The 13,521-nt window shown below is 44.8% G+C and carries 10 protein-coding genes; all 10 read left to right on the top strand.

What is annotated here, in order from left to right; genetic code table 11:
* Positions 1-38 precede the first annotated feature (38 nt).
* The 10 genes from PPG34_RS04440 (at position 39) to PPG34_RS04395 (ending at position 13,414) form a co-directional block, all read left to right on the top strand.
* Entirely contained in the window at positions 39-1,283 is a 1,245-nt protein-coding gene (locus PPG34_RS04440; protein ID WP_313831934.1) for an FG-GAP repeat protein, read from the top strand.
* Positions 1,284-1,727: 444 nt separating this feature from the next.
* Positions 1,728-3,062: an outer membrane beta-barrel protein gene (locus tag PPG34_RS04435; RefSeq protein ID WP_313831933.1), complete on the top strand. Its 1,335-nt coding sequence runs from the start codon at positions 1,728-1,730 to the stop codon at positions 3,060-3,062.
* A gap of 140 nt (positions 3,063-3,202) precedes the next feature.
* Positions 3,203-3,763, top strand: a complete 561-nt coding sequence (locus PPG34_RS04430; protein ID WP_313831932.1) for a polysaccharide biosynthesis/export family protein — start codon at positions 3,203-3,205, stop codon at positions 3,761-3,763.
* A gap of 95 nt (positions 3,764-3,858) precedes the next feature.
* Positions 3,859-6,219: a GumC family protein gene (locus PPG34_RS04425; RefSeq protein WP_313831931.1), complete on the top strand. Its 2,361-nt coding sequence runs from the start codon at positions 3,859-3,861 to the stop codon at positions 6,217-6,219.
* Between the two features lie 369 nt (positions 6,220-6,588).
* A complete protein-coding gene (locus PPG34_RS04420; RefSeq protein WP_313831930.1) occupies positions 6,589-7,089 on the top strand; it encodes a transcription termination/antitermination NusG family protein in 501 nt (166 codons plus the stop codon).
* A 1,001-nt stretch (positions 7,090-8,090) separates the two neighbouring features.
* A complete protein-coding gene (locus PPG34_RS04415; protein ID WP_313831929.1) occupies positions 8,091-8,969 on the top strand; it encodes an ABC transporter permease in 879 nt (292 codons plus the stop codon).
* Between the two features lie 111 nt (positions 8,970-9,080).
* Positions 9,081-9,851, top strand: a complete 771-nt coding sequence (gene rfbF, locus PPG34_RS04410; protein WP_313831928.1) for a glucose-1-phosphate cytidylyltransferase — start codon at positions 9,081-9,083, stop codon at positions 9,849-9,851.
* A gap of 3 nt (positions 9,852-9,854) precedes the next feature.
* Positions 9,855-10,919 carry an NAD-dependent epimerase/dehydratase family protein gene (locus PPG34_RS04405; RefSeq protein WP_313831927.1) on the top strand — a complete coding sequence of 355 codons (1,065 nt, stop codon included), beginning with the start codon at positions 9,855-9,857 and terminating at the stop codon, positions 10,917-10,919.
* Positions 10,916-12,145 carry a methyltransferase domain-containing protein gene (locus tag PPG34_RS04400; RefSeq protein ID WP_313831926.1) on the top strand — a complete coding sequence of 410 codons (1,230 nt, stop codon included), beginning with the start codon at positions 10,916-10,918 and terminating at the stop codon, positions 12,143-12,145. Before PPG34_RS04405 ends, PPG34_RS04400 begins: the two co-directional genes overlap by 4 nt.
* An 87-nt stretch (positions 12,146-12,232) precedes the next feature.
* Positions 12,233-13,414 carry a class I SAM-dependent methyltransferase gene (locus PPG34_RS04395; protein WP_313831925.1) on the top strand — a complete coding sequence of 394 codons (1,182 nt, stop codon included), beginning with the start codon at positions 12,233-12,235 and terminating at the stop codon, positions 13,412-13,414.
* The last annotated feature ends 107 nt before the right edge of the window (positions 13,415-13,521 follow it).

Below are 13,521 nucleotides of genomic sequence, written 5' to 3'. Positions count from 1 at the left end.
CGCAATGATCTAGGGTAAGATAACGAGGTTTGGTCAACATGAGTATTCGTGGAAAACAAGAACCCTCCTATGGTTTTTTAGTGTTTGGCATGGTCTGGGTCGTGTGGTCGCTATTTTTTGTGCAAGGGGGTTTTGCGCAATCTCCGTATGCCCAAGGAGTTACCCTCACCTCTTCGCAGCCGACATTATTGGAAGGATTTGGATTTGCGGTGGCGAGCGATGGGGATGTGGTGCTGGTTGGGGCTCCCCATGCCTCGGGGACTCGAGGCCAAACGGGAAAAGCATTTTTATTTGATCGAGAAACCGGCAAAATTCTTCATGTCTTTTTGCCTTCTTCGCCAGTTGGGGATGATTTGTTTGGGCTGTCGGTTGGGCTGATTGAGCAATTCGTGGTGATTGGGGCTCCTCGGGGAAGAGGCCTAACACAGCGTCCTGCAGGACGAGTCGAGATTTTTGATCGGCAGAGTGGGAAATTTGTTCAGGAGTTTGTCAGCCCCAATTCTACGGCGGCCGTATTCGGTCATGCGATGGCTATTCAGGGACCATGGATAGCCATTGGAGATCCTGGGGCGAGTTCTCCTGAAAATTTTGAAGTTGGGGAAGTGTTGGTGTTTGAGCTTGCAACAGGAAAATTACTTCACACGTTTTTAGCTCCAGAGGTGCAACAAGGGAAAGCCGATGGTTTTGGGCATGCTCTGGCTTTCGTGGGGGCAAGCCTTGCGATTAGTGCTCCCATGGGAGGAGTCGATCCTATCGATCATGGAAAAATTTATCTCTTTGATCTCCAATCCCATGAATTAGTGGGAACCCTTAAATCCTTAGAACCGCAATCTAACGAATATTTCGGGTGGTCCCTTGTCAGCGATGGTGAAGCGTTATTGGTTGGGGCCTTGGGGAGGGGAGCTGAAGCCGGTGCAGTCTATTATTACAATCATTCAGGGGAGTTTCAGAAAAGATTGGAATCCCCACACCCCCAATCAGGTGACCACTTTGGAGAGGCTGTGGCTCTTCTAAAAAACCACTACGTGGTGGCTGCTCCAGGTGATGACTCTGCCGGGGTTGATTCTGGAACGGTCTTTGTGTTTGACAAACAACAGGGGTCGCTGCAATTCACTCTTTCCAATCCCGGTGATGCCACGGGAGTGGCCGATCTCTTTGGCCTGTCGATGAATGGATCCAAAGAACACCTGTTTGTGGGAGCTCCTTATGGGGATCTTGCAAACATGCCAGATGCGGGTCTTGTTTATCAGTTTTCATTTCCTTCCCTTCCCCCCCTCTATTGAGGGGTAGTCCTAATTTTCCCTCATAAAATTTTTGTGTTTTTTTCTCTTCTGGACTTTTCTCCATGACTTTCCACCTAATGGTGCAAGGTATTACCAGAGTGTCCGAGAACAGCTGGAAAGTCCTATTTTATTAGCCCCTGAGCTTGAAGTTCGAATTTTCCTACGTAACTTGGCGCATGGACGGTTCTAGGGAAATACCCTATTACATGAAGAGGGAGTTTTTTGTCTTCCCAAGGGATATCTTTTTTCACTTTTGACGAGTGAGCTGCACATTTCTTCTCGCTGTGCTGGGCGTCACATGTTTCATGAATCCAGGAATGGTAAGGGTCGTCTAAGCTTTATGGCCCTCCCTTATTTATCTCACTATAAGTCCTCTAAATGGAGATTTCGCGATTGGTTCGGAGATTGGATGTTTCAATCTGTTATTATTAGGAAAACGTTGACATGAGTGGCCGGGAAAAATCTGGAGGGAGGAAATGTAAAGTCCAGATTTGTCTTTTTCTGGTGTTGGTGACCGTTAGTTTATGGGGTTTGGGTGTGGAAACGAGTTTCGCTCAATTGTCGGGCAACGAGGTTTCTTATGCCTTTACAGGTGGCGCCATACCTAGAAATGGATTTCTTCCACTCATGTCCACCAATGGGATCAAAGCTGGTTCGTTTCGGATTCATCCGTTCTTTGGGGCAGGAGAAATCTTTACCGATAATGCGTTTCGGACTTCATCCAATCGCCAAAGCGATTTTGTTCATACCGTCTCTCCGGGTATTCAGATTCAATTGCCCTTCGCTGGATTGCATCGAGCCGCGATCGATTACCGGGCCACAAAGTCATTTTCCCAGCGATTCCCTTCAAACAATGTGCTCAACCAGGACCTGAGGGGGCAAGTGTTGTTAAATTTTCCAGGCGGTCTCGAAATGAAACTTCAGGGAGGATATGCCCAAGGATTTGACCTACGGGGATCAGAGTTAGATTTACAGTTTCTTGAACCTACGAAATGGGCCCAGAAGACTTTTATCGGGGAAGCAGAAACCATAGGAAGTCAATTTGGAGTTCGCCTTCGAGTTCGAGCGGTTGATCGGGAATTCAAAAATAATAATCAGGCCGTGACGAGAGATCGCTTGAGTAGTCAAGGAAATATTACGGTGTTTGGTCTCATCGCCCCCAAAACCTATGCCTTGTTGAATTTTGGAGTAACGCGACAAGTCTATGACCAAAATACCCAACTCGATAGTATGAATTACCAAATGAATACAGGGTTACGTTGGCGTGCCACGGGGAAGACGACAGGGGAAATTCAAGTTGGATACACGTTCTTAATTCCTGATCGTGCTCCACGTTCTCAACCATCTGGGTCGCCACTCAGTTCAGGGGGAAGTCGAAGTGATGCTATTCAGGTGTCAGGTAGTTTGAATTGGCAACCGGCTTCTCGATTAAATATGAGCTTGCGTCCCTCTCGATCAATCCAGCAATCGGGAATCTTGGGGACTTCGACCTTTACCCAGACGGCCATCGATTTTACTGCGAATTATACATTTGGGGCTCTTACATCAATTAATGCAAATTTTAATTATGCCGATTCCGTTTTCGAAAATGATCAAGGCAACCTAGGCGCCACGACTAGGAAAGACAATAATTTTGGCGGCGGATTTGGAGTTACCTACCAAGCTGTCAGATGGTTGGGGGTCACGGCCCAATATCGGTATGACCAAAGGAGTTCCACGATCGCGGCCTTTGAGTCCTACGCAAATACGCTCATGGTCTCAATTCAGGGCATATTTTAGAATAAAAAAGTGGCCTTTTTGTCGCTGAGGGTATTAATTGATTTATAAAATTTTGGGAAAGAATTTTTGTGTCGGAGAAATGTAATAAGGAACATTTTAAGAGTTTTTGGCGACTAAAAATGTTAAAGGACATTGGGATCTTGACTGTAAGTTTGGTGCTTCTTTTGATGGCGGTGGGGTGTGCCTATTCCCCGTTTTCTTCTGAACCTCCAGTGGCGGATGAAACCTCGAAAGTCGTGATCCCATCCTATCAAGTAGGACCGAATGATGTACTAAGGGTTGAAGTCTTTGATGAGCCAGATTTGTTGACAGAAACAGCTGTCAGTGGACTTGGAGTGATTAAGTTTCCTTTATTAGGGGAACTTCGAGTGGCCGGAATGACCGTGAAGGAAGTAGAGGAAACGTTAGCCAAACGGCTTGAAGACGGATATTTGAAAAATCCGAAGGTGACGGTTTCCATACTGACCTATAGAAACTTTTTCATAAGTGGGGAAGCCAGAAACCCAGGAGCCTATCCATATCGGGAGGGCCTTACCGTGCTCAAAGCAATTACCTTAGCAGGTGGTTGGACTGAACGGGCTGTGAAAGATGAGGCAAAAATGTTGCGTGACGTGAATGGAAATCAGCAAATGCTCACTGTTGACATGAACGATTTTGTGCAGCCCGATGACATCATTATTGTCCCTGAAAGTTTCTTTTAATATCGTTTTTCAGATGAGGGCATGGTGGCCATTTAGAGCCCTGATGTGTAGATTAAAAAATGAACGTTAAGGATACAAAGGAACATGGTAGTAATATGACGCAATTCTCTGATTTTGAATCGCAAGCTGTTGAAGCCGACGAGTCGGCAAAACTAATGGAGTATGTAACGGCTTGCCTTCAACGAAAGTGGTTAATCGGAAGCCTGGTTTTTGTCTGTGGCGGGGTGGCTGCTTTTTGGTCTTATACTCAGATTCCCATCTATCAAGCCAAGGCCAAATTGGTTATCGAGGCACAAGATCCTAAGGTGATGGAAACTCACTTGCCGGATGATTCGAAAATTTCTCAGGGGGCGGAGCAGATTGAAACCCATGTCAAATTAATGACGAGTTATCCGGTGGTAGAAGAAGCCGTACGCCAATTGGATCTTTCTCAAGAAGCCGAATATCAACCAAGGCCATCACGCCTCAAAATGTTAATTAAGAAAATTGAGATACCCTGGTTACAAGAGACGTTATCTTGGGGAGTCTCTACAGTCAAAGACGTCAAGCAGAAGGTAGTGAAGGCCATCAAATCAATTTTTAGCTGGGGATCGAAAAAGAAGGGCCTTCCCGAATTGGAAGAAAACTTTCCCGATAAAAAAGATGCCTCGCTCGTATTGGACTTTAGAAGCCATGTGAGTGTCAATCCTGTGCATGGCAGTAAAATCGTTGAAGTCGTGGTCGACTCGGAAAAACCGGAGTTTGCTGCGCGCGCAGCCAATACGTTGTCTGCGGTCTATATTGAACGAACTTTGAAAAAGAAGTCGGAATTTTCTGAATTTGCCTCGGACTGGTTTTCTTCTCATTTGGATGACCTTCGACAAAAGCTCGAAAAAGCCGAACAAGCATTATATGCCTACCGAGCGGAACACGGGCTTGTGAATTTGAGCAATCAACAAACCATTGCGGCACAACGGCTTGATGAGCAGAATTTGGAATTAATCAGGGCGGAAAAGGAGAGAACGGAGGCCCAAACCCGTTATAAGCGAATTGAGAGTATTCGAGCCAAAGTTCAATCTCAAGCAAGTGGGCAAAAAATCGATCGATCGGAGCTAGATTCTCTAACCGAGGTCCTAAATTCTGATGTGATTCGAAGTCTTCGCAGTCGTGAAATCGAATCGTTGGTGGAATTAGCGAACATGTCAGAGAAATATGGACCGCTTCATCCGAAAATGATACAGGCGAAATCCAAGCTAAATGAATTGCGCGTTCGAATGGCAGAAGAACTGGATAAGGTGTATGGCTCCGTAAAAAGTAACTATCAGCTTGCCCTCGCGCGTGAGAATGCCGTACGGAGAAATGTACTACGACAAAAGGCGGAGAAGGTGGCTCTCGATAAATACTCGGTTCAAGCTTCTCTGTTAGAAAGAGAGGTCAATAGCAATCGACAGCTTTATGATCTGTTTCTGCAACAAATGAGCCGGACCGATCTTTCAACCAAAATCCAAACGAGTAATATTTATTTAGCTGAGCCCGCTATCCCAAATTCAAAAAAAATTCGGCCTAAGACCCCGTTGAATATTATGATGGGTTTGCTCATTGGGTTGGTGTCAGGTGCCGGGCTTTCATTGTTCCTGGAATTTGGAGGCAAAATTATAAAAAGTCCACGGGACTTGTCACGCTATTTTGAAAATCTCCTAACCCTTGGCATGGTCCCCATATCTCCCGGGATTCGAAAGACTGGTCAATCCCTTGTGATGCTCGATTATCCCATGGGGGCTTCGGCAAATTGCTATCGTCATATTCGGACTAGTCTGTGGATTGCGATGGAAAGTGAACCGCCTTTTTCATTTGCGGTGACCAGCCCAAGCGACCAGGAAGGAAAAACAACTTTAGGCGCTAATTTAGCCATTGCCTTGGCCCAGGTTGAAGGTGTTCGGGTCGTGTTGATCGATACGGATTTACGACGGTCTCGGGTGGCTAATATCTTTGGCCTTGATGAAGATCATGATAAAGCAAAAGGTTTGGTGCACTACTTGGAAGGTGAAGCGGAGATCAGTGAAATTTTGCATGAGACCATGGTGCCGAATTTAGCTGTCATCCCCGCTGGTTATATTCCTCCACATCCGACGGAAATGTTGCATTCGAAGAAAATGAGAACATTACTGCAATGGTGTAAAGAGCAAGGGTTTAGTGTCATTCTCGATACGCCCGCGGCACTTCCTGTTGTTGATGCCATGATCGTCAGTAATATGGTTGAAGGCGTGATTTTGGTAGTAAGTGCCGGACGAACAGTGAAGGCCGAAGCCATAGAAGTTTTGGATCGATTTAGAAATCATGGAATTAATGTTCTCGGCGTGGTCATGCAAAAGGTTGCAATGGCCAATCTGCCATCCTATTATCGTGATTCCCCATATTTCGCCTATAAAAACCAAAAAAAATCTTTAGCCCCCAGTGTCAAGGTGAAAAGCGCTTGATTATGTTATAGATGAAAATTTCGATCAAATTCCCTAGTGGTTGTTCAGGCGCTTTTCATCACCTCGATAGGTTCTGAAGGAATTTTTTATTCACGGTTTCTTCAAGCCATTGCCCGCAGCATACTTTCAAAAAGAGTTCCCAAAATCTGTTTGCTTTGATTGTTTCCTTGATCAGGGCGTGGATCCTGCATTTTCATAAAAATATTTTTCTCGTTAAATGACTTCGTACGTATTTTTTCATTGTTGTGAGGTCTACGTGCGCGAGGCAGGTGGCAATACGTTGAAGGCCGTATTGTATGGAATCGTGACGTATCTTAAGGTGGCCTTAGAGACAAACACAATGAAAAAATTTCGACTGAGGAGTAATTGGTGGATTGGTATCTCATACGGAGCAAAATTCGTCAGGAATTCCTAGCGGAAGCGAATCTTCACCGTTGGGATATCGAATCTTTTTGTCCACAGATTAAACAGACCAAGGCCCGCCGTGGAAAAAAACAAACGGTCATAGCCCCGCTATTTCCAGGCTACTTATTTTCAAAATTTGATTTGGGTCGGGATTATCGCAAGGTTACATATGCTCATGGGGTAGCGGATGTGGTCATGTTTGGATCAACCCCCGCCAAAGTTGATGATTCCATCATTCAAGGAATTCGATCCAGAATGGAGGATGGATTCGTGAGCTTGGACTCTTACTCCTTTAGTCCTGGGGAAACCGTTCAGATTCAAGAGGGCCCATTTAAAGGATTATTAGCAGTGTTTGAAAGGGAATTGACCGGAACTCAACGCGTGGCCCTCTTATTGAAAAGCGTGTCCTATAATGCCCGACTTATTGTGGAGCGTGATTTAATAACACATGTGGCTAATATTTAGTGTCTTCAGTCAGCAGGAAGAGGAATTCTTGCTTAACCCAACTTACGTCGCAACGTGGATCATTATTTAGGATCTAGGGCTGACCCCACTTCCTTATTGAAGTTATTTGGGTTGGATGTCACGTCGAATGCTTGAAGGAGGTGTGAGTATTAAAAACAAAATAGTCCTGGTTTTGGTTTTTTTGAGAAAATAAGGGTTCTTTATGAATAACTTAAAAACAAGAAGCCTTGTAAAAAACCTGATGGAAAAATCTTCTTGACACAACTCGGGTTCACCCCCTCTTTAGGGCTAAGGGGAAGTCCTAATTGTGGCTCCTCAGTACCTGGTATATCCTTTATTTTATAGATAGTTAGACCTGAAAATATTATCAAGAATAGCTGTTTTTTTTAATTTTCTTACAAAAATACTTTCACAAAAAGAAAGCTGCAGGATGCAGGAAATTGTTGCAAGAAGCTATTGGTTGTTCCGTTAATTTTGATCAGACAATGTCTGTAAATGGCGGCAGCCCGTGTTTTTCTCATTTCTTAAATTCCGTGTTTTTCCTTTCTCTCTGATTCATTCACGTTAATCTACCCCAGAATCTAAAACAATTGAAAATTCACTTTTGGGTAGGTGCGTTTCAAGCCCTGTCCCTACCAACAGTATGCCGGCTTCTTCGAATGCTGTGAGGAGGAATCCGACAAAAGAATTTGACTGTGACGACAGGGGGGGGAGTGCATCAGGAAAGTAGGAAACCGTCCTATTAATTTTTGATTTGAAGGGTTAGCTGTTTCGAACGATTTTGCCGTTTGAACTTTTTTGATGATCCAAAAATTTCTGACTTTCTTCAAGGGTGCTTTTTGGCAAGATCGCTTGGAAGTAATTTTGATAAGAACGAGTACGGATGTTGTCGTATTGTGGGTAGGGATCGGTGATCTGTAAATTTCGTCCAAGAAGTTGTGAATCATTTGGCCCTCATTTTACTAGCTTCCTAAACGGAAAAATCTGAACATGGAAATTATATGAATCAACAAGGCACAGAAACATTAATGCCAGTGGTACCTTCAGGGGAGTTGAGTTCTCCTGAAGCATTTCGAATCCAGCCATCAAAAGGCTGGGTGAATCTCCGACTTGGGGAGCTGTGGGAATATAGAGAGTTGCTCTATTTTTTAACCTGGCGAGATATCAAAGTACGTTACAAGCAAACTGTGTTGGGTGCCTCCTGGGCTATTATCCAACCATTTTTTACCATGGTGGTCTTCAGCTTATTTTTTGGCAAATTGGCCAAAATGCCTTCAGACGGAATCCCTTATCCTATTTTTGCCTATGCGGCATTAGTGCCATGGACATTTTTTGCCAATGGCTTAGTGCAATCTTCAAACAGTTTGATTGGGAGTTCGAATTTAATCAAAAAAATATATTTCCCTAGATTAGTGATCCCAATTTCTAGTGTAGTGTCCGGCGTCATAGATTTTACTCTCGCCTTTCTAGTTCTCGTGGGAATGGTGCTATTTTATGGGATTATTCCCACCGCCAATATCATCTGGCTCCCGTTTCTTTTAATTTTGGCGTTCATGACTTCATTGGGAGTCGGACTCTGGTTTTCGGCTATGAATGTTCAATTCAGGGATATTCGTTATACCGTTCCATTTATTACCCAATTTTGGTTGTTCGCCACGCCGATTGCGTATCCCAGTAGTCTTCTCTCGGAGCCATGGCGAACTCTATATGCCCTCAATCCAATGGTTGGTGTGGTTGAAGGATTTCGATGGGCTCTATTGGGAACCAATACGGCTCCAGGGCCGATGATTGCCGCATCGTTTATGGCGGCTCTTATAATCTTGGTTGGTGGTGCCTTTTATTTTCGGCGAATGGAAAGAACATTTGCCGATGTGGTTTAGGCCATATCATTCAGGTTATGGCAAAAGGGCCATGTATTTTAGTCAAAGCTGATTAAGCAAAGTGATTGAAAACCAGACGTTTATTTAGTTCGATACCATGGAGAGTAAATTATGAAAGTTGGCATTCTTGCTGGAGGGACTGGTACTCGTTTAATGGAAGAAACCGAGGCCAGACCCAAGCCGATGGTCGAAATCGGAGGACGGCCCATTCTTTGGCACATCATGAAATATTATTCACATTTTGGGTTCAACGACTTTGTCGTGGCTCTTGGTTACAAAGGGGACTGTATTAAGCGCTATATGATTGATTACTCACCTTTGGCCTGTAATCTAACCGTCAATTTACACAATGGGTCCGTCAAGATGCATGAAGGGGAGAAGGAAGATTGGACAATTGATTTAGTCGATACCGGTCAACAGACGAACACCGGAGGTCGTATTAAACAACTGAAACCTTTTATGGAAAATGAAACGTTCATGCTGACTTGGGGTGATGGGGTAGGAACGGTTGATCTTCATCAGTTGCTGAAATTCCACAAGTCCCATGGGCGATTGGCCACAGTTACTGCGGTGCGTCCTCCAGCGCGGTTTGGAAAACTTGAACTTGATGGAGACCAGGTATTGGAGTTTTCAGAGAAGCCCCAGCTTGGGGAGGGGTGGATTAACGGGGCGTATTTTGTGCTTGAACCCGAGGTGTTTGATTATATTGAAGGCGATGATACCCAGTGGGAAAAAGAACCTCTGGAACGTTTGGCGAAAGAACATCAACTCATGGCCTATCGGCACCACGATTTTTGGCAATGTATGGATACGTTGCGGGACAAAAGGTATTTAGACGGTCTTTGGAAAAAACAACAGGCCCCATGGAAGGTGTGGAGGTAGAACATGAAAGTGTTAGTGACTGGGCATAAGGGCTATATCGGGACGGTGTTGGTTCCTAAACTTGTGGCTCTTGGCTATGACGTGAAGGGGCTAGACAGTGATTTGTTTGCGGATTGTACGTTTGGGACCGAAGTTCAGGAAATTCCATGGATTAAGAAAGATATCCGTGATGTGACATCAGAAGACGTCAAAGGTGTAGATGCTATCATTCACCTCGCTGGCCTTTCCAATGATCCTCTGGGAGATCTTGACCCCAACCTCACGTATGCCATCAATTACCAAGCTTCCGTGAAGTTGGCCAAATTGGCCAAGGAAGCGGGTGTGTCGCGGTTCATCTTCTCCTCGTCGTGTAGTAATTACGGGGCTGGAGGGGAGGACCTGTTAACCGAAAATTCAGCCTTTAATCCCGTGACTCCGTATGGACGCTCCAAGGTGATGGTGGAGCAAGATGTTTCGCCGATGGCCGGTCCAACGTTTAGTCCGGTCTTCCTTCGGAATGCTACTGTATATGGAGTATCCCCGCGTCTTCGCTTTGATCTCGTCTTAAACAATTTGGTGGCCTGGGCCTTTACCAGCGGCCGGGTATTTATCAAAAGTGATGGAAGCCCTTGGCGACCAATTGTTCATGTCGAGGATGTCGCCCAGGCCTTTATCGCGGTGTTGCATGCCCCTCGGGAATCTGTTCACAACCAAGCCTTTAATGTTGGAGATACAAAGGAAAATTATCGTGTGCGAGAGCTAGCGGATATGGTGAAAGCCACCGTGCCTGGGTGCCATATTGAATATGCCAAAGATGCGGGTCCGGATAAACGATGCTATCGGGTGGATTGCCAAAAAATTCTAGGGATGGTGGCCGAATTTGCTCCTCAATGGACCGCTGCCAAAGGGGCAAAGGAATTATATGATGCCTACAAAGAAACCGGATTACGACTCGAGGAGTTTGAGGGGATTCGCTACAAGCGTATTGACCACATCAAAGATTTAATTGAATCGGGACGGCTTGACCGAACACTTCGATGGAACAAGGTTCAGGCCATATCGGATCATCAGGAAAGGGCCTGTGCATGAGCATGGAACGATTAAAATGCAGATCATGCGGACATACTAAGCTAGAACTTATTTTGTCATTGGGGACGACCCCATTAGCTGATGGTCTTCTTACCAAGGATCAACTTTTGGAATTGGAATATACCGCGCCCTTGGACCTCGTCTTCTGTTCCTTTTGTACCTTGGTGCAAATTACAGTATCTGTTCCCCCTGAAATTCTATTTGGAGGAGACTACCCGTATTTCTCCTCGGTTTCACAGTCGTTGCTCCAACATTTTGCCGAGAGTGCTAAGGCCATTATTTCGTCGAGAAAATTAAATGAAAATAGTTTGGTGATTGAACTGGCGAGTAACGATGGGTACATGTTGAAAAATTTCCTTGATGAGAAGATTCCCGTTCTTGGAATTGATCCGGCCAAGGGACCAGTGGAAGTCGCCAGAAAGTCTGGTGTGCAAACTCGTCATGCATTTTTCAGTAAAGAACTTGCGACTCAATTACACGGAGAAAAACAGCAGGCTGATGTGATTCTCGCGAATAATGTGCTGGCCCATGTGCCAGATTTGAATGGGTTTGTCAGTGGGATCGGGATGTTGTTGAAGGAAGATGGCGTGGCGGTCATCGAAGTGCCGTATTTAGGAGATCTGATTGATCACTGTGAATTTGACACTATCTATCATCAACACCTGTGTTACTTCACGATGACCGCGTTAGACAGATTATTTCGAAGGCATTCGTTATACCTCAATGATGTTAAGCGACTGGCCATTCATGGAGGGTCCCTCCGGTTGTTTGTGGAAAAGCAAGAAGCTCAAACCGAAAACGTGAAGGGAATGCTTCTCGAAGAAAAATCCCGCGGGATGCATCGGATGGCCTATTATCAGAACTTTGCCGAAAATGTTCAAAAGATTAAAACCTCCTTGATGGAATTGTTGGGTGAACTCAAGAAAAATGGCAAGAAAGTGGCCGCATACGGAGCTGCAGCCAAGGGAACGACATTAATGAGTTATTGCGGTATTGATAAAACTCATGTGGAGTATGTCGTAGATTTAAATCCCTACAAACAAGGACGGTTTATGGGCGGAAATCATTTGCCCATCCTTCCCCCAGTCACATTGGTGGAGGAAATGCCGGATTATGTATTAATTCTTCCTTGGAACTTTAAAGATGAAATCGTGAAGCAACAAGAAGTGTATCGCAGTAAGGGTGGAAAATTTATCGTTCCGATTCCTCAGGTTGGGGTGTTGTAGCCTCACAGGCGGATGGGACGTCAAAAACTTGGTCGCGGGTTTTACTATATGCACATGGGAAAAATATAAGGAGGCGTTGGTTTTTTCATGCATGAATCGAATCGTTGTCATAATTGTCATTCCACGGGGCTTGCGGAATTGTATTCGATAAAAAATGTTCCTGTGCATAGCTGTCTGTTAATGCCGACGCGGGAAGCGGCGCTGTGTTACCCCACGGGGGAAATCAGCCTAGAGTTTTGTCCTGCCTGCGGTTTTATACAAAATGGATCATTTGATCCTCGGCACCATGAATATTCTTCCAACTATGAAGAGACTCAAAGTTTTTCTCCCACCTTCAATAAGTTTCACAAACAGATGGCAGAAAGACTAATTAAAAAATATAACCTCAAAAACAAGGATGTCATTGAGATCGGGTGCGGAAAAGGCGAATTCATCACCATGTTGTGTGACCTCGGGGGCAATCGAGGCGTGGGGTTTGACCCAAGCTATATTCCAGAACGGAATACCGCACCTTCTGCCAATCAAGTTAACTTTATTCGAGATTTTTACTCTGAAGCGTATACGTCCTATTCCGCTGATTTTGTCTGCTGCAAAATGACATTGGAGCATATTCAACCCACTTCTGATTTTATCGGTATGGTTCGAAGAGCCATAGGAGAAAGATTTGAGACGATCGTATTATTCCAAGTCCCCGATGTTGAGCGAATCCTAGAGGAGCAAGCCTTTTGGGATGTCTACTATGAACATTGCTCGTACTTTTCTCTTGCCTCTTTAGAGTCGGTCTTTCTAAAGAATGGATTTGAGGTATTGGATACGGCCAAAGAATATGATGGCCAGTATTTAATGATTGAAGCACGTCCCGTGCCAGTTGGAAAAACCGAACCTTCGATCGTACAACCGAATTTGGGAAACCTTACCCAGTTAGTTGAAGCCTTTAAAGGTGGTATTTCGCAAAAACTTGCAAATTGGAGTGAAAAGCTAGAGCAATGGAAAAAGGAAGAAAAGCGGGTTGCCCTATGGGGGTCGGGATCAAAGGGGGTGGCCTTTCTTACGACTTTGGGAATTCACCGCGAAATAGAATATGTGGTGGATATTAATCCCTATAAACATGGAAAATTTTTGGCTGGCACTGGTCAGAAAATCGTATCCCCCGCCTTTCTGGAAGGGTATCGTCCAGATATCGTAGTCGTGATGAATCCTATTTATGTTGAAGAGATTCAAACCCAACTTGATGAGATGAATGTTCGAGCCGAACTGATTCCCATTTAAATACTGGTTCTTGAATCGTTCATAGCGCAACTTCTCCGCGACATTACTTCAATAATTGGGTTTTTTGATAGGGACGTGTTCTTCTTCTGTATGATATTGCATGAGAT

The sequence above is a fragment of the Candidatus Nitronereus thalassa genome (assembly GCF_032191465.1).
GTDB classification, from domain to species: Bacteria; Nitrospirota; Nitrospiria; order Nitrospirales; family UBA8639; genus Nitronereus; species Nitronereus thalassa.
Note: the sequence above shows the minus strand (reverse complement) of the source record. Positions and strands in the feature narration are given on the sequence as shown.

Coding starts and splice junctions, on each gene's coding strand:
- PPG34_RS04440 (WP_313831934.1), top strand. CDS start 39: ATGAGTATTCGTGGAAAACAAGAACCCTCCTATGGTTTTTTAGTGTTT.
- PPG34_RS04435 (WP_313831933.1), top strand. CDS start 1,728: ATGAGTGGCCGGGAAAAATCTGGAGGGAGGAAATGTAAAGTCCAGATT.
- PPG34_RS04425 (WP_313831931.1), top strand. CDS start 3,859: ATGACGCAATTCTCTGATTTTGAATCGCAAGCTGTTGAAGCCGACGAG.
- PPG34_RS04415 (WP_313831929.1), top strand. CDS start 8,091: ATGAATCAACAAGGCACAGAAACATTAATGCCAGTGGTACCTTCAGGG.
- rfbF (WP_313831928.1), top strand. CDS start 9,081: ATGAAAGTTGGCATTCTTGCTGGAGGGACTGGTACTCGTTTAATGGAA.
- PPG34_RS04405 (WP_313831927.1), top strand. CDS start 9,855: ATGAAAGTGTTAGTGACTGGGCATAAGGGCTATATCGGGACGGTGTTG.
- PPG34_RS04400 (WP_313831926.1), top strand. CDS start 10,916: ATGAGCATGGAACGATTAAAATGCAGATCATGCGGACATACTAAGCTA.
- PPG34_RS04395 (WP_313831925.1), top strand. CDS start 12,233: ATGCATGAATCGAATCGTTGTCATAATTGTCATTCCACGGGGCTTGCG.